This window comes from Glycomyces algeriensis (assembly GCF_027622855.1).
Classification (GTDB): domain Bacteria; phylum Actinomycetota; class Actinomycetes; order Mycobacteriales; family Micromonosporaceae; genus Glycomyces; species Glycomyces algeriensis.
This window is the reverse complement of the sequence record NZ_JAPZVR010000001.1, coordinates 198423-220120: the sequence shown is the minus strand read 5'-3', so window position 1 is coordinate 220120 and position 21698 is coordinate 198423. Positions and strand designations below refer to the sequence as shown.

The 21698-nt window shown below is 70.4% G+C and carries 15 protein-coding genes; 3 read left to right on the top strand and 12 right to left on the bottom strand.

Going from position 1 to position 21698, the window contains the following annotated elements:
• Nucleotides 1-47: 47 nt before the first annotated feature.
• Entirely contained in the window at nt 48-1220 is a 1173-nt protein-coding gene (locus O2L52_RS00850; protein ID WP_270113391.1) for an NAD(P)/FAD-dependent oxidoreductase, read from the bottom strand.
• Nucleotides 1217-1384: a hypothetical protein gene (locus tag O2L52_RS00845; RefSeq protein WP_270113390.1), complete on the bottom strand. Its 168-nt coding sequence runs from the start codon at nt 1382-1384 to the stop codon at nt 1217-1219. Before O2L52_RS00845 ends, O2L52_RS00850 begins: the two co-directional genes overlap by 4 nt.
• Nucleotides 1385-1487: 103 nt before the next feature.
• Here O2L52_RS00845 and O2L52_RS00840 point away from each other — a divergent pair, with 103 nt between their 5' ends.
• Nucleotides 1488-2117 (top strand): TetR/AcrR family transcriptional regulator, encoded by a 630-nt coding sequence (locus tag O2L52_RS00840; RefSeq protein WP_270113389.1) that lies wholly within the window; start codon nt 1488-1490, stop codon nt 2115-2117.
• 119 nt (nt 2118-2236) lie between these two features.
• Here O2L52_RS00840 and O2L52_RS00835 read toward each other — a convergent pair whose 3' ends face one another.
• From O2L52_RS00835 to O2L52_RS00805, 7 genes are all read right to left on the bottom strand, one after another.
• Nucleotides 2237-4306 carry a glycoside hydrolase family 36 protein gene (locus O2L52_RS00835; RefSeq protein ID WP_270113388.1) on the bottom strand — a complete coding sequence of 690 codons (2070 nt, stop codon included), beginning with the start codon at nt 4304-4306 and terminating at the stop codon, nt 2237-2239.
• Nucleotides 4307-4512: 206 nt separating this feature from the next.
• Nucleotides 4513-7068, bottom strand: coding sequence for a sensor histidine kinase (locus O2L52_RS00830; RefSeq protein WP_344474476.1), 2556 nt, complete (start codon nt 7066-7068; stop codon nt 4513-4515).
• 49 nt (nt 7069-7117) lie between these two features.
• Nucleotides 7118-8032, bottom strand: coding sequence for a potassium-transporting ATPase subunit C (locus tag O2L52_RS00825; protein ID WP_270113386.1), 915 nt, complete (start codon nt 8030-8032; stop codon nt 7118-7120).
• Nucleotides 8033-10186 (bottom strand): potassium-transporting ATPase subunit KdpB, encoded by a 2154-nt coding sequence (gene kdpB, locus O2L52_RS00820; RefSeq protein ID WP_344474270.1) that lies wholly within the window; start codon nt 10184-10186, stop codon nt 8033-8035.
• Between the two features lie 12 nt (nt 10187-10198).
• The gene (gene kdpA, locus O2L52_RS00815; protein WP_270113384.1) at nt 10199-11857 is read right to left on the bottom strand and encodes a potassium-transporting ATPase subunit KdpA; all 1659 of its coding nucleotides are present in this window, start codon (nt 11855-11857) and stop codon (nt 10199-10201) included.
• Entirely contained in the window at nt 11857-11946 is a 90-nt protein-coding gene (gene kdpF, locus O2L52_RS00810; protein ID WP_270113383.1) for a K(+)-transporting ATPase subunit F, read from the bottom strand. The genes kdpA and kdpF overlap by 1 nt, the downstream gene beginning before the upstream one ends.
• A gap of 288 nt (nt 11947-12234) precedes the next feature.
• On the bottom strand, nt 12235-13692 hold the full coding sequence (locus tag O2L52_RS00805; RefSeq protein WP_270113382.1) for an FAD/NAD(P)-binding protein: 1458 nt from the start codon (nt 13690-13692) through the stop codon (nt 12235-12237).
• Between the two features lie 188 nt (nt 13693-13880).
• Between O2L52_RS00805 and O2L52_RS00800 the strand changes: the two genes are divergently transcribed.
• The gene (locus tag O2L52_RS00800) at nt 13881-14945 is read left to right on the top strand and encodes a helix-turn-helix domain-containing protein (RefSeq protein WP_270113381.1); all 1065 of its coding nucleotides are present in this window, start codon (nt 13881-13883) and stop codon (nt 14943-14945) included.
• Between the two features lie 99 nt (nt 14946-15044).
• Here the strand turns inward: O2L52_RS00800 and O2L52_RS00795 are convergent, their stop codons facing one another.
• Nucleotides 15045-19100, bottom strand: coding sequence for a bifunctional nitrate reductase/sulfite reductase flavoprotein subunit alpha (locus O2L52_RS00795; protein ID WP_270113380.1), 4056 nt, complete (start codon nt 19098-19100; stop codon nt 15045-15047).
• 225 nt (nt 19101-19325) lie between these two features.
• On the opposite strand from O2L52_RS00795, the gene O2L52_RS00790 reads away from it, so the two are divergent.
• Complete coding sequence (locus O2L52_RS00790) at nt 19326-20462, top strand: magnesium and cobalt transport protein CorA (RefSeq protein WP_270113379.1); 1137 nt, start codon at nt 19326-19328, stop codon at nt 20460-20462.
• 37 nt (nt 20463-20499) lie between these two features.
• Here the strand turns inward: O2L52_RS00790 and O2L52_RS00785 are convergent, their stop codons facing one another.
• Complete coding sequence (locus tag O2L52_RS00785; protein WP_344474279.1) at nt 20500-21237, bottom strand: cation diffusion facilitator family transporter; 738 nt, start codon at nt 21235-21237, stop codon at nt 20500-20502.
• A complete protein-coding gene (locus tag O2L52_RS00780; protein WP_270113377.1) occupies nt 21228-21557 on the bottom strand; it encodes an ArsR/SmtB family transcription factor in 330 nt (109 codons plus the stop codon). Before O2L52_RS00780 ends, O2L52_RS00785 begins: the two co-directional genes overlap by 10 nt.
• Nucleotides 21558-21698 lie beyond the last annotated feature (141 nt).

The window sequence follows — 21698 nt, the reverse complement described above, 5'->3', positions numbered from 1 at the left end:
CTGCCACAGCCTTTCTGTCGGAGGTGGTGATGCGTTGTACGGACGGGTCAGGCGATGGCGAGTGCCGCGCGCCAGGTGCATCGCGCGGCGATGAGGGCGCGCCAGGAGCGCAGGGCCCTCGGGGTCTGGCCCACGGCGAGGACCCCGGTCAGGCGGTCCCCGCTGCGGTAGGCGACGAGGAGCCGGCGGGCCGGGACGTCGCCGTAGACGATGACCGCGTCGTCGTGTTCGCGCAGGTGGCCGTAGGCCTGGACCCGCACGTCGTACTGGTCGGACCAGAAGTACGGGACCGACGCGAACGGGGCGCGGTCGTCGGGCTCCAGCAGGTTGCGGGCGACGGCGACCGCTTGTTCCGACGCGTGCCTGCGGTGCTCGACCCGCATTTCCGTGCCGAACAGGGGGTTGTACCAGCGGGCGACGTCGCCCACGCCGTACACGTCGGGCGCGGCGGCGCAGAACTCGTCGCAGACGAGTCCGTTGTGGACTTTCAGATCCTCTGCGGTCAGCCACTCGGTGTTCGGTTCGGATCCGATCGCCAAGAGCACGTCGTCGCTTTCCACCGCGGTCCCGTCGGCGAGACGGACGCCGTCCGCCGTGACCTCGGTGACCGCGGCGTCAGTGCGGACCTCGACGCCGTGCCGGCGGTGGAGCTCGGCCAGGAACAGCCCGGCCGCCTCGCCGATCTCGTGCGCCAGCGGAGCCGTCGCCGACTCCAGCATCGTCACCTCGACACCGCGGGCGCGGGCGATCGCGGCGACCTCGGTGCCCACGAACCCGGCGCCGACGATCACCAGCCGCCGTCCCGGTGCCAGCCGTTCCCGCAGAGGCAGCGCGTCGGCCATCGTGCGCAGCACATGCACCCCGTCCCGGCGGTCGGGCAGGACCCGGGGGCGCGCGCCCGTGGCGACGACGAGGGCGTCGTACGCGACCGTGGAGCCGTCGCCCAGCATGACCTCGCGATCGGCGGTGCTGAGCGCCGTCGCGGGCGTACCCAGGCGCAACTCCAGGTCGAGCGTCTCGAGGTCGTCGGCCCCGAGCAGTGTCAGCCGGCCGGGTTCCCATGCTTCCGAGAGGAACTCCTTGGACAGCGGCGGCCGGTCGTACGGTGCGTCGGCTTCATCGCCGACGAGTGTGATGGCACCTGCGTACCCCTCGATCCGGAGCGCCACCGCGGTCGCCAGCCCACCAGCCGACGCACCGACGATCACGACCCGGTTCATGCTGCGGCCGAGCGGATGACGGCCGCCGGGGGCACTTCGCCCTCGTCCGGTCCGACCGCCGGGATCGCGACGCCGTCCTGCCGGTGTCGCTGTGCGGCTTCAGATGCGAACCACGCGCCGCGTTCTGCGGCTCCGTATTCGCACAGCCCGATGTCAGCCCTCATTGAACTCCCCACCTTGGTCGAATATTGCATTCAACTGCAAGTTCAACTTGCGGGCAAAGGCTAACATAACTTGCATTTGGCTGCATGTTGCTATCCTGGTCGGATGCCCAGTGAACCCGAGCGACCACTGCGCGCCGACGCGGCGCGCAACGCCGACCGCCTGGCGCGCACCGCGCGCGCGGTCTTCGCCGACCTCGGCCCCGATGCACCGCTCGAGGAGATCGCCAAGCGCGCAGGCGTGCGCATCCGGACGCTCTACAACCACTTCCCGACCAAAGAGGACCTGGTCCGGGCGGCATTGAGCCAGACCGTCACCGAGGACCTGACGCCCGCGATCGAGCGGGCACTGGCGGACGACGACCCGCTGCGCGGTCTCCTCGCACTGGTCGAGGCCGCCATGGGCCTGGCGAGCCGCGAACTCAACACGCTGGCCGCGGCACGCGGCGCCGCCGACCTGACCGCGGAGTTCTACCCCCCGTTCAGGGACGCGATGACACTGCTGACCCGACGGGCGCAGGACGCCGGCCGCATCCGCGCCGACCTGGTTCCCGAAGACCTGCTCCGGATCATGGCCATGCTCACCAGCACACTGTGGACGATGGACCCCGGCAGCGACGGCTGGTGCCGCTACCTCGCGATCCTGTTCCAAGGCCTGGCACCCGCCGGGGCCGAACCCCTGACGGCCCCGGTCGACCTGACGCTCCGACCGTCAACGGGCCCTTGGACATTGTGAGCCGGGGAATGCGGCGGCGATCCTTCCAGCGCGGAAAGGTCTCGCCGCCGCGGCGACGCTGCCGCTTACTGAAATGACCGCGTGGCACGCTCCCCGGCGGGCCGTTATCGGCCCCTGGATCACCGCTGCACGGTGAAGATCCTGGCGGCGGGCCCGGCCGGCAGCTCGACGACCGGCGTCTCGCCGTCGGTGCGGATCGTCCACTCCGGCAACGCGACCGGGTAGGCCTGCTTCAACTCCCGCCCGCGCAATCCTGGCAACGCGACCTCCGCGGCCTCACCGCGCGACCACAGCGCCAGCAGCGACTCGGATCCGAAGTCCAGCTGCAACGCGACCACGTCGTCCTCCCAGCCCGGAAGACCCAACGGCCACACCGGATGCGACTGGGCGATGCCGTGCCGCCAGTCCTTATGGAGCGCAACGGCCTCGCGCACCAGCGCGGACTGCTCCGCGCTCAACTCGTTGAGGAACCCTGAGAGGTAGAGCCGCCCCATGACGCCCGCCGTCATCGCGAACGCCGTCTCCTCCAAGGTCATCGACGCGGCCGGGTACGCCCAGTTCCCGGCCTGCTCGGGGAGGATGCTCGCGGGCGCGGCCGACGCGATCGGCGCGTACTTCCGGAAGTCCTGCTGGTCACTCGTGGACTGCAGATGCGACACCGAAAGGATGTTGTAGTCCATGCGCAGCGCGCCCGAACCGCAGTTCTCGAGCAGCACCCCCGGATGCCGGTCAAGCACGCCCAGCAGCCAGTCGCGGAGGGCCCGAGTGTGTCCGAGCAGCCCGGCCCCTGGCGCGTCGGCGTCCACTTCGGTCCCGGGGCCGATGTTCCGGTTGTAGTCGAGCTTGAAGAACTCGATCCCGAACTCGTCCACGAGCCGGTCCACCGTCCCGTCCAAGTGCGCGCGCGCCGCCGGATGCCGCAGGTCGAGCTGGAAGTTCCCCGCCACGATCACCCGATCGCCGAACCGCTGGAAGAACGCCTCCTCCGGCAACCGCTTCGCCATCGGCGACTCGACTCCGACCGCCTCCGGCTCGAGCCACAACCCGGGCCGCATGCCGTTGGCGCGGATGGCATCGATGACCGACGAGAGACCGCCGGTGAACCGCTCGGGAGCCTCGAGCCACTCGCCGGTGCTGGTCCACCAGCTGCCTTCGAGGGCGGCGTACCAGCCGGCGTCGATGCAGAAGTACTCCGCGCCCGACGCTGCCGCCGACTCGATGAGCGGCAGCAGCTTCTCCGTCGACGGCTCGCCCATGAGGGTGTTCATGTAGTCGTTGTATACCAACGGCAGCCGCGCGTCGACCGGCCGCAGTTCACGGATCGCACGCCGGTAGTCCGTGAGCGCCGCGAAGGCCGCGTCCCGGCCGCCATCGGCGATGCAGAGACCTGCCGGCACCGAGGTGAACTCCTCACCCGGCGCCAACCGCTGCGCGAACTGGTGATGCGTGTCGGTCGCGCCGTGCACGCCCACGGTCACGGTGCTCCCGCTCTGCGCCACCTCCCAGTGCCAGCCCGCGCTGGTCTCGACCTGCCACGCGATCGAAGGGACGGTCTCGGCCGCGAGCACGCCGGTCGGCAGGAACGAACCGGTCGACCAGCTCCCATGGCTGGTAAGCGAGAAGAGTCCACGCGGGTGCCGGCCGTCTCCCATCGCGGGATCGAGATCGGGCAGGTGCTCGGTCAGCGGGCGCTGCCGCCAGCGCCCCTCGGCCAGCCATTCGCTCTCGCCCCAAAGGAGGTCGTGCGCGCCGTCGGCGGGTACGGCCAGGAGCGCCGAGCTCACCGAGAGCAGTACGAGGCTCCGGTCGCCCGCGTTGCGCACGGTGTGCCGGATCTGGAGGCCCGGTCCTGCGGCGCGGAAAACGCTGAGCACCTCGATGCCGAACTCCGGGGTGCGCTGGCGGATCCGCAGCTCGGTCTCGTCCGATTCGTGGCCCGCGTAGCGGAGCCGCTGCCCGGGAGTCGAGTAGAGGAGGCCCTGGTCATTACGGTCGCGGTGCTCGACGCCGGCGGTGATGACCTCGACGATCGCCGAAGGTGCGGCCGCCGACGGCGCCTCTGGCGCGGCCGCGAGGCGCACGAGCCGCACGGGCCGGTCGTCCCGGTGGTCGAACTTCAGGTGGAGCCCGGGGAGAGTCCACTCGAAGGCCGGATCCTCGTCATGATGCAAAGGGGCTTGCGATGTCATTTACTACTCCGCTCTCGGTGGCGGTTCGTAACCCTACAAAGATATGATCTATGCCGTCAACCCTTGAGCGAAGACGAATGCAAATGCAAAGTTCTGGTGGCATTTCAACCGATCCGGCTCGGATCTCTCGCATCAAACCGACATTCAATCCCGAATTCATCCGATCTTTAGCATGAGAGCCACTACTGCCGCGCGGCCATGGCCGATCATGCGTCCTCGCTTTCGGCCTCGTGACGGCGCTCGCGCTGCGGGAGCGCCAGGACCATGGTGAGCCCGCCGCCGGGGGTGGCCTCGGCCGCCAGTGTGCCGCCCATGGATTCGGCGAGGCCGCGCGAGAGCGCGAGCCCGAGGCCGACGCCGGTGGTGTTGTCGCGGTCGCCGAGCCGTTGGAACGGGCGGAACATCGTGTCGCGGTCCTCGTCGGGCACGCCGGGGCCGCGGTCGACGATGCGCAGTTCGACCGCCGTCCCGCGCGCTTCCGCCTTCACCAGCGGCGGAAGGTTATCGGGGCTGTACCGGAGGGCGTTCGCGATGACGTTGACGAGGATCCGCTGCAGCAGACCGGGATCGGCCAGCACCTCAGGCAGGTCGACGGGGATGTCGAGCCGCACCCCGGACGCGGGCTCGCCGATCTCGTCGAGGGCGTAGGGCACGGCCTCGTCGAGGGCGAGCGGCACCGGGTTGGCGCCGAGTACGCCCGCTTCGAGGCGGCTCATGTCGAGGAGGTTGTCCACCAGGCTCGTCAGGCGGGCGAGCGACTGCTCGGCCGAGTCGAGGAGCTCCTGCCGCTCGGCGGGTGTGAACAGCTCCTCGTCGGATTTGAGGCTGGAGACGGCGACCCGCACCGACGCCAGGGGTGTGCGCAGGTCGTGCGAGACCGCCGCCAGGAGCGCGGTCCGCAGCTTGTCGGCGTCGGTCAGGCGCTGCACCGTGTCGGCTTGCCGCTCAAGGCGTTCGCGTTCCAGCGCCGCGGCGGCGTGCATGGCGAAGGCCTGCGCGATCCGGCGGTCCGCGGCTTCGAGTGTGTGGCCGTGAAGTGCGAGCGCGAGGTCGTCGCTGATGGGGAGGTCGTTGTCGGCGTCTCCGGGGCAGGTGCGGGCCGCCCCGGCGGAGGCGACGGGGAGCCAGGACTTGGCCTCGTGCCGCTCTTCGGGTCCCGCCCCTGGTTCGACACGCTCCAAAAGGGTCACTGATTCGAGGGTGAACGTCTCGCGGAGCTGTTCGAGGAGGTCGCCGAGGCCGCTGCCGCCGCGCAGGACGCTCCCCGCGAGCGTCGCGAGGGTCTGGGCTTCGGCGCCGGCCCGGGCGGCGAGCCGGGCGCGCGCGGCGGAGAGGTTGACGACGGCGGCGCCGCCGAGGGCCAGGGCCACGAAGATGCCCAAGGCGATCAGCTGCTCCTGGTCGTTGATCTTGAAGCTGTAGTAGGGCTCCGTGAAGAAGAAGTTGAGGAGGAAGAAGCCCAGCAGCGCTGCCAGCAGCGCCGGCCACATGCCACCGGTGAGGGTCAGGCCCATGACCGCGGTCAGGACGATGAGGATCATCGTGGTCAGCGAGAGCTCGTCGTGGAGCGGGGCCAACGCGGCTATCAGCGCGGGCATGCCCAGGACCGCCAGGAGGATGCCGAGCCTGCGACGGCCCGAGTCGATGAGGCCCCTGCCCGACCGCGAGCGCCGGACCTTGGCGACCTGCCCGTGCGTGACCAGGTGGACGTCGATCGGCCCGGATTTCGCCGTAGCCGTGACGCCGACGCCGCGCGAGAGCAGCTGCGCGAACCGGCCCCGCCGGGAGGCCCCGAGCACCAGCTGGGTCGCGTTCACCCCCCGCGCGAACGCAAGGAGCGCTTCGGGAATCGACTCGCCGACCACCTGGTGGTAGGTCCCGCCGAGGTCCTCGACGAGGCTGCGCTGCCTGGCCAGGTTGCGGACTGACTTTGCCGAGGCCAGTCCGTCGCCTGAGGCGACGTAGACGGCTTTGAGGTCCGCTCCCCCGGAGCGCGCGGCGATGCGGGCGGCGCGGCGGATGAGCGTGTCGCCCTCGTCGCCGCCCGACAGCGCCACGACCACGCGCTCTCTGGATTCCCAGGTGGCGGTGATGTGCTGGTCCTCGCGGTACCGCTCCAGCTGGTCCTCCACTTTGTCCGCCAGCCACAGCAGTGCGATCTCGCGCAGGGCGGTGAGGTTGCCGACCCGGAAGTAGTTGGACAGGGCCGCGTCCACCTTCTCGGGCGGGTAGACGTTGCCGTGAACCATCCTGCGGCGCAGCGCTTCCGGCGTGATGTCGGCGAGTTCGACCTGGTCGGCGCGGCGCACGACCTCGTCCGGGACGGTCTCGCGCTGCGGCACCCCGGTGATGGCCGCTACGACGTCGTTGAGGGATTCGAGGTGCTGGACGTTGACGGTGGAGATCACGTCGATGCCGACGTCGAGGAGCTCGTCGATGTCCTGCCAGCGCTTCTCGTTGCGTGAACCGGGCACGTTGGTGTGCGCGAGTTCGTCGACGAGCGCCACGGCCGGGGCGCGGGCGATGACCGCGTCGACGTCGAACTCGTCGAAGGCCGCGCCGCGGTATTCGACGGTGTGGCGCGGGACCGTCTCGAGGTCGCCGACGAGTTCGGCGGTGGCGGGGCGTCCGTGGGTCTCGACGAAGCCGATGACGACGTCGGTGCCGCGTTCGGCGCGGCGGTGCGACTCCTCGAGCGCGGCGAAGGTCTTGCCGACCCCGGGCGCGGCCCCGAGATAGATCCGCAGTTGACCTCGTGTCACAGCCATGAGGATCCTCGTTTCCGCTCGGGGCCGCTGCCTGGTCTGGCGATCACGTGAGGGGAAGTTCCTCGTCGAGCGCCAGGTTGAGTTCGACGACGTTGACCGCCGGTTCGCCCATGAAGCCGAGGAACCGGCCGGTGGTGTGCTCCTCGACCAGGTCTTCGATCTCGTCGGTGCTCGTGCCGCGCTCGGCGGCGATCCGGTCGGTCTGGAGTTCGGCGTAGGCGGGGCTGATGTGCGGGTCGAGCCCTGAGCCGGAGGCGGTGACCGCGTCGGCGGGGACCTGTGGGTCGGCGGGGGCGTCGCCCGCGATCGGCGTGATGATGGCGGCCGCGTGGTCGTCGCCGTATGCGGCGCATTCGACCTGCACGCCTTCGTACTCCTTCAGGAACGGGGTCTCGGTGGTGTCGCATTGCTCGTTGAGGCTCACGACGCGGGTGACGTCGCCGGTGGTGCCTTCGGAGTAGTAAACGCCGAGGACCGCGCCGATGCCGGTGTCGGTGCAGTACGGCCGGGAGCCGTCGACGCCTTCGCGTTCGCCGATCGCGAGGCTGCGTTCGCAGACCTGCGTGAGCAGGCTCTTGGCGGCGTTCGCGTCGCCGTCCCAGCCGAGTTCGGGGTCGGGGAGCGTGTCGACCACGTTCTCCGGGCCGAGGTTGGAGGCGCCGGAGGCCAGCGGGTCGTAGGCGCCGGTCTCGCCGGCGGCCATCGACGGGCGGGACTGGAAGTACTGGAGCAGCGCTTCTCCGTCCGCGTCGGTGAACTCCTGCCCGATGAGGGAGGAGCCGACGACGTTGCCGGCGTCGTCGTAGATCAGCGAGCCGTCGGCTTTGCCGGCGAGGCCGGGGATCTGGGCGACCGCGAGGACCGCCAGCGGGTAGAGGACGCCGGTGATCGCGGTGAGCACGAGGACGGCCCGGAGTGCGGCGAGGTGCTGGGAGATCCAGCGGGGCAGACGTGCCATTTATGCCATCCCTGGGATGAGCGCGACCACGAGGTCGATGAGTTTGATGCCGATGAACGGGGTGACGATCCCGCCGAGGCCGTACACCAGGAGGTTGCGGCGCAGGAGCGCCGAGGCCGATCCGGGCTTGTAAGCGACGCCCTTCAGCGCCAGCGGGACGAGCGCGATGATGATGATCGCGTTGAAGACGACCGCCGAGACGATCGCGGACTCGGGGCTGGCGAGGCGCATGATGTTGAGCGCGTCGAGCCCGGGGTAGATCACGGCGAAGATCGCCGGGATGATCGCGAAGTACTTGGCGATGTCGTTGGCGATCGAGAAGGTCGTCAACGCGCCTCGCGTCATCAAGAGCTGCTTGCCGATCGCGACGATCTCGATGAGCTTGGTCGGGTCCGAGTCGAGGTCGACCATGTTCCCGGCCTCTTTGGCGGCCGAGGTCCCGGTGTTCATGGCGACGCCGACGTCGGCCGCGGCGAGCGCGGGCGCGTCGTTGGTGCCGTCGCCGGTCATGGCGACCATGCGCCCGGATTCCTGCTCGCGCTTGATGAGCGCCATCTTGTCTTCGGGCTTGGCCTCGGCGAGGAAGTCGTCCACGCCCGCTTCGGCCGCGATGGCCGCCGCGGTGCGGGGGTTGTCGCCGGTGACCATGACGGTGCGGATGCCCATGGCGCGGAGCTTCGCGAAGCGCTCGGCCATGCCCTCTTTGACGATGTCCTTGAGGTAGACGACGCCGAGGACGCGGGCGGTCTCGCCGACCTGGTGCTCGGCGACGACCAGCGGGGTGCCGCCTTCGCGGGAGACCTGGTCGACCAGGTCGTGGACGCGCGGGTTCGGGTCGCCGCCTTCGGTCTTGACCCATTCGATGACCGCCGCGGCGGCGCCTTTGCGGATGCGGTGGACCGAGCCGTGCTCGGCGAGGTCCACACCGGACATGCGGGTCTGGGCGGTGAACTCGATCCATTCGGCGTCGTCGAGCTCGCCGGTGGCGCGTTCGCGCAGGCCGTAGGCTTCCTTGGCGTACACCACGATCGAGCGGCCCTCGGGCGTCTCGTCGGCCAGGCTGGAGAGCTGCGCGGCGTTCGCGAGCGTGGCGGCGGGGACGCCGGGAACGGCCAGGAACGAGGACGCGCGGCGGTTGCCGTAGGTGACGGTCCCGGTCTTGTCGAGCAGCAGCGTGTCCACATCGCCGGCGGCCTCGACGGCCCGGCCGGACATGGCGAGCACGTTGCGCTGCACGAGCCGGTCCATCCCGGCGATGCCGATGGCGCTCAAGAGCGCGCCGATGGTGGTCGGGATGAGGCACACGAGCAGCGAGACCATGACGATCCCGGTCACGCCGTCCTGGTTCAGGACCGCCGTGTCCTGTGCGGCCGCCATGTAGTCCTTGGAGAAGATCGCCACGGGCTGCATGGTGACCACGGCGAGCACGAAGATGATCGTCATGGCCGCGAGCAGGATGTTCAGAGCGATCTCGTTGGGGGTCTTGCGGCGCTCGGATCCTTCGACGAGGGCGATCATGCGGTCCAGGAAGGACTTGCCGGGTTCGGCGGTGATCCTGACGACGACCCAGTCCGAAAGGACCCGAGTGCCGCCCATGACCGCGCACCGGTCGCCGCCCGATTCGCGGATGACGGGCGCGGACTCGCCGGTGATCGCCGACTCGTCAACTGAGGCGATGCCGGTGACGACGTCACCGTCGCCCGGGATGACCTCGCCCGCGACCACGAGGACGTAGTCGCCGCGCCGGAGCTCCGGTGCGGGGACCTCGACCGTCTCCACCTTCGGCGAATCGATGGCCGGGTCCTGCTTCGCGAGTCTGCGGGCGGGCGTGTCGGTCTTGGCCTTGCGCAGCGAGTCGGCCTGGGCCTTGCCGCGGCCTTCGGCGATCGCCTCGGCCGCGTTCGCGAACAGGACGGTGAGCCACAGCCACACCGTGATGGTCCAGGCGAACACGCTCGGGTCGAGGGCGGCGAGCACCGTGGTGAAGGCGGCGCCGAGCTCGACGATGAACATGACCGGGTTGCGCCACATGAGGCGCGGATCGAGCTTGCGCAGCGCCGCGGGAGCGGACTTGACCCATTGACGCAGGTCGAGCAGTTCGTTCCGGGTCTTCGGCGCCACGGTCTTGAATGGCTTGGCTGCCATGCTTGACATGGTGGACGACTCCTATTGCAGGCCGTCGGCGATGGGGCCGAGGGCGAGGACGGGCAGGAACGTGAGCGCGACGAGAATGATGGTCACGCCGACGACCATGCCGACGAACAAGGGCTTGTGAGTGGGGAAGGTGCCCGCCGTGGCCGGGACCGGCTTTTGCTTCGCCAGCGAGCCTGCAAGGGCGAGCACGAGGATGATCGGCAGGAACCGGCCGAACAGCATGCACAGGCCCAGCGCGGTGTTGAACCACGGCGTGTTCGCCCCGAATCCGGCGAACGCCGAACCGTTGTTGTTCGACGCGGAAGCGAAGGCGTAGAGCATCTCCGAGAGGCCGTGCGGCCCGGCGTCCTGCATGGACTCGAGGTTCTCGGGGACGGCGATGGAGGCTGCCACCCCGATGAGGAGCAGCGCCGGGGTCACCAGGAAGTACAGGCTCGCGAGCTTGATCTCGCGGGCGCCGATCTTCTTGCCGAGGTACTCGGGGGTGCGCCCGACCATGAGCCCCGCGATGAACACGGTGATGGTCGCAAGGACCAGCATCCCGTAGAGGCCGGCGCCGACACCGCCTGGCGCGACTTCGCCGAGCATCATGTCGAGCATGAGCACGCCGCCGCCGAAGGAGGTGTACGAGTCGTGGAACGAGTTCACCGAACCGGTGGAGGTCAGCGTGGTCGCCGCCGCGAACAGCCCTGAGTCGGGGATGCCGAAGCGCACTTCCTTGCCCTCCATCGCGGCCGACACGGCCTGCGGCACGGTGCCGTTCGCCATGTTCTCGAAGCCGACCACGAGGCTCACCGAGGCGAGCGCGATGACCCCCATGACGGCGGCGATCGCGTAGCCCTGGCGGTTCTGGCCGACCAGGCGCCCGAAAGTGCGCGGCAGCGAGAACGGGATCACCAGCAGCAGGTAGATGATGACGAAGTTCGTCCAGCTGGTCGGGTTCTCGAACGGGTGGGCGGCGTTCGCGTTGAACGGGCCGCCGCCGTTCGTGCCCAGGTTCTTGATGGCCTCCTGGCTGGCGATGAGCCCGCCGGTGATGGTCTGGTCCCCGGTCGTGGTGGACGCCGACGTGAAGTCGGTGAGGTTCTGGACCACGCCGCCGCCGATGAGGACGATCGCGGCGACGAGGCTGATCGGCAGCAGCACCCACAAGACGATCCGCGTGAGGTCGACCCAGAAGTTCCCGAGCTTGTCGGTGGCCTTGCGGGCAAAGCCCCGGACCAGGACGATCGCGACGGCGATGCCGACCGCGGCGGACACGAAGTTCTGCACTGCGAGCCCGGAGGCCTGGACGAAGATGCCCATGGTCGCCTCACCGGAGTACGCCTGCCAGTTCGTGTTCGTGGTGAAACTGACCGCGGTGTTCCAGGCCAGGCCCGGCTCCACCCCGATGAACCCGTTGCTGAACGGCAGCGCGCTCTGAACGCGCTGGAAGAGGAAGAGGACCAAAATGCTGACCACGGAGAAGGCGAGCACGCTGCGGGCGTAGCCGGCCCAGTTCTGCTCGGTGCCGGGGCGCGCACCGATGACCCGGTAGATCCCGCGCTCCACCTTGCGGTGGTGCTCGCGGGTCACGACCCGGTACATGTAGTCGCCGAGCGGCTTGTAGCTCAAGGCGAGCGCCGCGAGCATCGCGGCGATGAAGACGACGCCGGCGGTGGTCTCGCTCATCAGAAGCGCTCCGGCTTCAGGAGTGCCCACACGAGGTAGACGGCGAGGACGACGGCGAGGACGAGGCCGACGGCGTTCTCAGCGCTCACAGCTTCTCCACCGCCTTCACGACCAGGGCGAGGACGATGAAACAGACCACCGTCAACGCCAGGTAGGCGAGATCGGGCATGGTTTCCTTCTTCTCGGTCAGGGGGACGCGGCGGGGCCGCCGCGTCGCCGGACCGCAAGGGCTCGCGGCCCGGCGAAACCGAGTGAACTGCGCGTTGCAGGGGTTGCCTAGAGGGCTTGACGCCATCCATACGGGGCCGCCGTGAACCCATACGCGGCGCTGACGACCGAGTGCGGCGGCCGTCGTGCCCGAAGTGCAGCGGTCAGTTTCAAGGAGCGACGGGCATGCCGATCGGGTTGCGGTCGGATGGACCGGTGAGCATCGCGCCGACGGCGCTCGCGGCCTGGGCGGCGATACCGGGGATGCTCGAGGTGATGAACGGGCCGCCTCCGGCGAGGTCGCCCACCACGTGCACCCGCGGGTCTGCCGGATCAAGGCCTCCGGAGGGATGGGGCGCGGCGAGCTCCTCGGCGATGAGCGACTCGATCAGACTGGCGGCGCCGCGGGGCACGGCCTGCGGCAGCGGGTTGACGGCGTTGACCACCACGTCGGCCACCGATTCGCCTGCATCGCCGTACGCATGGAACCCGCCGTCGACCGGCTTGACGCCCCGCAGCCCCGAGACGATCCCGAGTTGACCGGATTCGAAGAGCTGCAACAGGATCGCGGCGTTCACCGGGACCATCGGAGAGGCGACGCCAGTGATCAGGCGCCGGAGGCGGCGCAGCCGGTCGCGGTCCGGCTCGGGCAGCCGCCGCCAGGCGAACGGGCCGAGCATGTGCGCCGCCTCCTGGAGGAACCTGCGGCCGATCGCCGGATCGGCGACGGACCCGAGTTGCGCCCGCAGCCGTTCGGCCTGGTCTTCGGACTCGGCGGCGAGGAGGTCGGCGGCGAACCCCGCGAAGTCTTCACCGGCCGTGTCGAGTTCGGCCCGCAGCAGGGCGACGAGGTCGTCGAGCGCGACGGTGCCGTCCTCGCGCTCCAGCGCCGCCACCGCTCCCGCGGTGAGGTGCTGCGGACGCCGGTCGACCGGGCGCTGCCAGACGTGCGGGAGCATGCCGGTGCGCGAGAGCAGCGTGATCCGGCCCCGGTGCCCGTTCGCGGCCAGCGAGACCACAACGTCGACCGCGGTCAATCCGCTGCCGATCACTGCGACGGTGCTTCCGGGCGGGATCTCGCCGAGCGTGCGTTCCATCGGGTACGGGTCGGCGATGAAGCCCCGGGTTCCAGCGAGGCCGTAGTGGTCGTCCGGGACGCCGCCGCCGACGCAGAGGACCACTTGGTCGACGACGGCTCCGGCGCCGGTCTCGGCCGTGACCGACAGGCGCGCAGCGGTTCTGGCGACTCCGGTGACGCGCTCGGCGACGATGCGGACCTCCCGGCCCCGTTCGCGCAGCGTGGCTGTCGCGGCCTCGGCGGTGTCCTCGAGGTACCGGCCGTACAGGGCGCGAGGGACGAGCGGCCGCTCGAGCAGCGCGTCGAGGTGTGCCGCGCCGGCCCCGCCCAGCCACGATGCGAAGTGGCCGAAGTCGCCGTGGCGGATCGACATGATCGCGGGCGGGGCGTTGACCAGGACGGCGTCCAGATCCGGGCCGTACGGCCGTCCGCGCCAGCGGTGCGGGGACGGTTCGAAGACCGTGATCGAGCCGCGTCCTCTCGGATCGGCGGCCAGTGCGTCGAGGACGCCGACTGCGGCTGCGCCCGCGCCGATGATGGCGATGTCCATAAGGAGCCCTTCAGGTTCGGTTCGTCGCCGGAGGTGACCGGGACCCGCCCAGTCTCGCCGCCGCCGGCGCCGCGGACCATCCCGCGAGTGCGGGTGCCGCGCGCGGGTCGACCCCCTCAACCGGGGGATTGGCGGCCGCGCCCGCCCGGGGCAGACTGAAGCGCGATAGGACCACAGGAGGCACGCCGATGACCGACGCACGGTTCCTCGCCGACGTGACGGCGGAGGCGGAACGGGCGGACGACGCGCTCGCGCTGTTCACGCGGGCCTCGGCCCGGCTCCGCCGCCGACTGCGGTTCGACTCGGCCGTCTGGGCCGCCACCGACCCCGATTCGGGGCTGATCACCGCGCCGATGCTCGTGGAGGGCCTCGGGCCGAGCGAGCGCTGCGGCGAATACTGGAAGAGCGAGCTGCTGGAGGAGAACGTCGCGCCGTTCCGGGAGCTCGCGCGGGCGGTAGTGCCCGCGATCGGCCTGCGCGCGGCGACCGGCGACCTGCCCGCGCGCAGCGCCCGTTACCGGCGGCTGCTCGAGGGCCAGGGCGTCAGCGACGAGCTTCGCGCCGTCCTGCGGATCGGCGACCGGCCGTGGGCCGTGCTGAGCCTGTTCCGCAACGGAGAGGCGGCCCCGTTCGGCCCGGACGAGACCGCGCTGCTCGCCGAGTTGTCGCGACCCCTCGCCTTGCGGCTCAGGCGGTTCACCCGTCCACCCGAAGCCGGCGGCGCCGAGTCGCCGCCGCCCGGCCTGGTGCTCTTCGACGGCTCAGGCGAGGCCACGTCGATCAACGACGAGGCACGCCGCCACCTCGCGCTCCTGCCCGAGGGACCGTCCCTGCCCTCGCCGCTCGGCCTCCGGCTCCCCATATGGATCGCCGCCACCGCGATGCAGGCCCGCGCCGTCGCCGAAGGCCGCGACCGCGGCAGCGCGCGGATGCGCATCCGGACCGTCGAGGGCCGCTGGCTGACCTGCCACGCCTCCACGCTCACCGGCCCCGGCGGCAGCCCCGGTCCGGTCGCCCTCGTCATCGAACCCGCGCCCGCCGCCGACCTCGCAGCCCTCATCGCCGAGGCCTACGGACTCACCCCGCGCGAACTCGAGATCGCCGAACTCGTCGCCCGAGGCCGGAACACCACCGACATCGCCGCGGCTCTGCACATCTCCCCGCACACCGTCCGCGACCACCTCAAGGCCGTCTTCGCCAAGGCGGACGTGTCCACGCGCGGCGAACTCGTCGCCCGGATCCTCCGGCCCTGACGGCAGCGCCGGGAATCGACGTCGCCGGTGTCATCACCGGTCTCGCCCCGGTGTGGCGCTCATGACGACCGACGGGTTCGAGGCGGAGCCGGCTGCGGTTCAGTAGACGTCGCGGACGTAGCGTTTCTCTGCGGCGAGGCGTTTGACGTAGGCCGCAGCGGCGTCCTCGGTCATGCCGCCGTGGACGGAGGCGATCTCGCGCAAGGTCGCATCGACGTCCTTGGCCATCCGGGAGGCGTCGCCGCAGACGTAGAAGTGGGCGCCGTTCTCCAGCCAGGTCCACACGTGGTGGCCGTGCTCCCGCAGGCGGTCCTGGACGTAGACCTTGTCGCGCTGGTCGCGGGAGAACGCGGTGTCCAGTCGCCGCAGCGCCCCGTCGCTGCGGAGGGCGGCGAGTTCGGCCTCGTAGTAGAAGTCGGTGGATCGGCGCTGCTCGCCGAAGAACAGCCAGTTCGCGCCGCCGTGCCCGCGGGCGGCGCGGTCTTGCAGGAACCCGTAGAAGGGGGCGACGCCGGTGCCGGGGCCGACCATGATCATCGGCGTCTCGGGGTCGGCAGGGGGTTTGAAGTGCGGGGCGGCATGGATCTTCACGGGTACGGGAGTGCCGGGCTCGGCGTCGGCGAGGAACGACGAGCAGACTCCGCCCCGCCGGCGGCCGGTCGGGCTTTGGAAGCGGACGACCGAGACGGTGAGGCTGACGCGGGCGGGATCGGTGCGGGGACTGGAGGAGATCGAGTACTGGCGCGGCCGCAACGGTTTGAGGAGGTCGGCCCACTCCTGGGCGCTCGCCTCGGGACCGTGCTCGGCCAGGAGGTCGGCGGCCTGGCGGTTCCACGACCACTGGGCGAGTTCGCCCTGGTTGTCGGGGCGCAGCAGCTTGTGCAGGAGGCGATCGCCGGTGCGCTCGGCGCAGAACTTGAGCAGGTCGGGCGTGAGGCGGGCGATGTCGAGGTGCTCGGTGAGGGCATCGGCGAACGCGACCTTGCCGGGGCCGTCCAGGACCACCGGCGCGTCGGCCTCGGCTCCGGTGAGGTCGAGCCATTCCTCCACAAGCGCAGGAGGATTGACAGGGCGGATGCTCAGGGCGTCGCCGACGTTGTAGGACAGGGGCGTCTCGGACAGGTCGAACGTGAACTCCCGGACCTCCTTGCCCGCGCCTGGCAGGCTCAGGAGCCGGTTGCCGGTCAGCGGGGCGAGAACGTGCGCGGGCGCGGTGGCAGCCGGGGCGGGCTCGAGCTCGCGGACCTCCGCACCGCCGGATGCGGCGGTTTCGCCGAATGCGGCCAGGACCTGGTCGAGCCAGGCGCTTGCAGCGGTGTCGAAGTCGGGTTCGCAGTCGGCGCGAGGGGCGAGGCGGATGGCGCCGAGGGCTTCGAGTCGCTGATCGAGGCGGCGGCCGTGGCCGCAGAAGTCGTCGTAAGAGGAGTCGCCGAACGCCAGGACGGCGTAGCGGAGCCCTGCGAGCTGCTCGGTGGCGGCGAGGCCGTCCCAGAATCCGGTGCCGTTGTCGGGGGCGTCGCCGTCGCCGAAGGTGCTGGTGATGAGCAGGACGTCGCCTGAATCGAGCCCGGCAGGGTCGGCTTCGTCCATGCCCTGGAGGGTGACGTTGTGGCCGGCGGCGGTGAGATGCCGGGCGGCCTCGATCGCGAAGCCCTCGGCGTTCCCGGTCTGCGAGGCCCACAGCACCAGCACGTCCCGGCCCGGGACCGCTTCGGCCGCAACCGGTTCAGTCGTGGAGGCGCGGGAGGCCCATCCTGCGAGGAGGCCGTCGACCCACATCGCCTGCGCGGGCCGCAGCGGCGCCGAAGCGGGCAGGACCGGAACCCCGGCCGGACCGGCCTCGATGCCGGTGAGGAACCCCGAGAGATAGCGGCGCTCCCGCTCGTCCAGGTCGGGCCGGTCCGATGCGGTGAGGCCGAGTGCCGCCGCCAGCGATCCACCGGCCGGTGCGGCGATCTCGACCGCGGGCGTCTCGGCGGGTTCGGCCGCGGGCGGGGTGATGACGACGGCCTGGGCTGAGCGGGTCAAGGAGACCGCGCAGACCTTCAACTCGGGCTGGAAGGAGAGCGGGTCGACCGCGTCGGAGGTGACGGCGTTGACGCTCAGGTACTCGCCGAACAGGTCGTTCCAGTGGAACGGCGCGAAGCAGCAGCCCGGCTGGACCCGATCAGAGACGACGGCCGGGAGGACGGCTTTGCCGCGGCGGGACTCGATCGCGACCGCGTCGCCCTCGGCCAGGCCCAGGCGCTGGGCGTCCTCGGGGTGGATCTCGACGAACGGCCCCGGGTTGAGCTTGTTGAGCTTCGCCACCTTCCCCGTCTTGGTGAGGGTGTGCCACTGGTGCTGGAGGCGGCCGGTGTTGAGGACGAACGGGTAGTCGTCGTCCGGCATCTCGGCCGCGGGCAGGTGCGGGCGGGGGAAGAACTGCGCTTTCCCCGAAGGGGTCGGGAACGCAAGGCCCCGCTCGGCGTCGAGGTAGCGGATCGGGTTGCGGGCCGGGCCGCCCGGCGCGGCCGGCCACTGCACCGGGCCCTGGTCGCGCAGCCGGTCATAGGTGACCCCGCGCAGGTCGTACCCGGTCTTGGGGTTGTACGCGCCTTTGATCTCCTCGAAGACCTCTTCAGCACTGGCGTAGTCGAACCCGTTGTAGCCCATGGCGGTCGCGACCCGGGCGATGATCCGCCAGTCCGCTTCGGCCTCGCCGGGGGCGTCGGCGGCGGGTTGCGCGAGGGTGAGGTTGCGCTCGGAGTTGATGAGCATGCCCTCGGTCTCGGTCCACATGGCGCCGGGGAGGATCACGTCGGCGTAGGCGTTGGTCTCGGTGTCGGCGAAGACGTCCTGGGTGATGACGAACTCGGCCGACTCGAGCGCGTCGATGACGGTCTTGCGGTTGCCGACCGAGGCGACCGGGTTGGTGCACACGATCCAGCAGGCTTTGATCCGGCCCTCGGCCATGTCCTCGAACATGGCCACGGTGCCCGTCCCGGCGCCGTCGGCCCGGATCGTCCCCTCAGGCAGGTCCCACAGGTCCTCCATGAATGCCCGGTCCGCATCGACCAAGACCGAGCGCTGCCCCGGCAGGCCCGGTCCCATGTAGCCCATCTCCCTGCCGCCCATGGCGTTCGGCTGCCCGGTGAGGGAGAACGGGCCGGAGCCGGGCTTGCAGATCGCGCCGGTGGCGAGGTGGAGGTTGACGAGGGCGTTGGTGTTCCAGGTGCCGTGCGTCGACTGGTTCAGGCCCATGGTCCAGCACGACATCCACGCCCCGGCCTCCCCGATCAGGGCCGCCGCTGTCCGCAGGTCGGCCTCGGGGATGCCGGTCAGCTCGGCGACCACGTCAGGGGTGTAGTCGGCGAGGAAGGCCGGCATCGCCTCCCAGCCCTCCGTGTGGGCGGCGATGAAGTCCTCGTCGATGTCGCCGTTCTCGACCAGCAGATGCAGGATCCCGTTCAGCAGGGCGAGATCGGTTCCCGGGCGCACGGGCAGGAACAGGTCCGCCTTGTCGGCCGTGGCCGTCCGCCGCGGGTCGGCGACGATGAGCTTCGCCCCGGCCTTGACCCGCTCCATCATGCGCAGGAACAGGATCGGGTGGCAGTCGGCCATGTTCGAGCCGATCACGAAGAACACGTCCGCACTCTCGAAGTCCTCATAGGACCCGGGCGGGCCGTCCGCGCCCAGCGAGAGCTTGTACCCGGTGCCCGCGCTGGCCATGCACAACCGGGAGTTCGACTCGATCTGGTTGGTGCCGATGAAGCCCTTGGCGAGTTTGTTCGCCAGGTACTGGGCCTCCAGGCTCATCTGCCCCGAGACGTAGAACGCGAACGCGTCCGGCCCGTGCTCGTCGATGATGGCGCGCAGCCGCTGCGCGGTCGCCTCGATCGCCTCGTCCATTCCGGCCGGGACCGGAGCGGCCCCGCGCTCGGGCCGCACCAGGGCGGTCGCCAGGCGCCCGGGGGCGGCGAGCATGTCAGCGGTGGTGGCGCCCTTGGTGCACAGGCGCCCGAAGTTCGCCGGATGCGACTTGTCGCCCGAGGCCTTCAGGACCTTCCGGCCGCCGTCGGGCCCGCGCCCGATCTGCAGCACCATCCCGCACCCGACGCCGCAATAGGAGCAGACCGTACGCACCTGCGACGCCTCCGCACTTCCAGCCGCCATCGTGCTCCCTCCCCAGACCCGGACGGCCTACGGTAGGAAACGCGCGTGTCACTCCCGTGTCACTGGACGCGGCAGCGTGTTTCACTGCCCGCACACCACCAGGGGCGGTGCGTGAGGTCCGCGGAGAAGGACAGACCACGCTGTAGGACCGGGCTGCCGGGTGTCCTCGGCTAGCGTGGGGCGTGACCGCCGAGCACGCTCCGCCACGACCGGGAGGACCAGGACATGGGCTGGAAGGGCCGCATCGCTTCGTGGGGCCGCCACGAGGACCGATCCGACACGGGTGAACCGCGATCGCTCGAGCCCGAACCGGAGCGGGCGCCGCGCGCCACCGGCACCCACCCGAGTCGAGCGGTGGTCGACAACGCGGTCTACTGCGACGGCGAGCGCGTCGAACCCGCATCGCTGGAGCAGACCTACGAGCTGATCCGCGAACGCAGGGGCCTGGGCTGGATCGGGCTCTACCGGCCCGAGCCCGAGGACGTCGAGGCGATCGCCGAGGAGTTCGGGCTGCACCCGCTGGCGGTCGAGGACGCCCTCCACGCCCACCAGCGCCCCAAGCTCGAACGGTACGGCGACACGCTCTTCGTGGTCCTGCACCCCGCCCGCTACGTCGACTCCGAGGAGGTCGTCGAGATCGGCGAACTCCACCTGTTCATCGGCCCCGACTTCGTCGTCTCCATCCGGCACTCCGAGAGCCCCGACATGCGTTCGGTGCGGCGCCGCATGGAGGAGCACCCCGAACTGCTGCGGCTGGGCCCCGAGGCGGTCCTCTACGCGATCCTCGACCGGATCGTCGACGACTACGCCCCCGTCCTGCGCGGTGTCGCCACGGACATCGACCAGATCGAGACGCAGGTCTTCAACGGCGATGCGGAAGTCTCCCACCGGATCTACCAGCTCGGGCGCGAGGTGATCGAGTTCCGCCACGCCACGCAGCCCCTCGGCGAGGTCTTCCAGATGCTCCGATCGGGCTTCGAGAAGTACCACGTCGACATCGAACTGCAGCGGCTCCTGCGCGACGTCGAGGACCACACGGTGCGCATCACCGAACGGATCGACTCGTTCCGGGAGCTGCTCAACAACATGCTCTCCGCCAACGCCACCGTCGTCGCCCAGCGCCAGAACGAGGAGATGCGCCGGATGACCGAGACGAGCCTGGCGCAGAACGAGGAGATCAAGAGGATCTCGTCCTGGGCCGCGATCCTCTTCGCCCCCACCCTGGTCGGCACCGTCTACGGCATGAACTTCGACCACATGCCCGAACTCCACTGGCTCCTGGGCTACCCCTTCGCCATCGTCCTCATGGGCATGGTCTCCGTGACCCTCTACTTCGTGTTCAAAGCGAAGGACTGGCTCTAGACGGCGGCTTTCACCTTGGGCGGCAGGGACTGCAGGTTCACCGGGCTCCGTCCGCGGGGGCGCAGCATCCGTCGTCGCACGCGCCGGAACGGTCGGCGACCAGCGCGGCGGCCGGTGCGCAGCAGTTGTCGCCCTTCCAGGCTTCGATGCCTTCCTTGACGGCGACGCCGGCGATCACCAGCGCGGCGAGGGGGTCGGCCCATGTCCATCCGAAGAGGCTGTTGAGCGCGAGGCCGACGAGGAGGACCGCGGAGAGGTACGTGCACAGCAGGGTCTGCTTGGAGTCGGCGACGGCCGTCGCGGAACCGAGTTCGCGACCGGCGCGGCGCTGGGCGTAGGACAGGAACGGCATCACCGCGAGCGAGACGGCCGCGAGGATCAGGCCGACTGAAGAGTGGTCGGCGTCGTTCGCGCCGAAGAAGAGGGCGCGGACGGATTCGAAGGCGACGTAGGCGGCGAGGGCGAAGAACGAGAGCGCGATGATGCGCAGCGCCCGGTGCTCGCGGGCTTCGCGGACCTCGGGGTCGCGGGCGGAGAACTGCCAGGCGACCGCCAGCGCGGAGGCGACTTCGATGATCGAGTCGAGGCCGAAGCCGATGAGCGCGGTCGAGGAGGCGATCGATCCAGCGGTGAGGGCGATGGCGGCTTCGATCACGTTGTAGGCGATGGTGGCGGCGACCAGGAAGCGGATGATCCGGGTCAGCTGTGCGCGACGCTCAGGTGAAGGCCCGATGGGCTTGCGCGACAGCGAGATCGATTCGGCCACTAGCAGCATCCCTGCTCTTCGGTCGCGTCGCACGCGGCCGGATCGACCGCGAGGACCACGCCGAGGAGGTCGGCGAGCGCGTGGGCCAGCCGGGGGTCGGCGAGTTCGTACCGGGTCCGGCGACCTTCGGGGGCGGCCACGACCAGGCCGCAGCCGCGCAGGCACGTGAGGTGGTTCGACAGCGACTGGCGCGAGACGCCGAGCGTCGCGGCGAGGTCGGCGGGGTAGCCGGGGGCGTCGCGCAGCGCCAGCAGCAGGCGCGAGCGGGTGGGGTCGGACAGGGCATGGCCGAAGCGTGCCAAGACCTGTCCGTGGGTGAGCGTCTCCATGGCCTCGATAGTACATGGAATCGTGTATCCATCAAACGATGTACTGAAGATCTCGCTGCCATGCAACAGCGCTGGCGGCCGCATACCCCGCCTCGGCACTCGGCGGACGCCAGGTGTTCGGCACCTCCGTGCCGCGCCCCT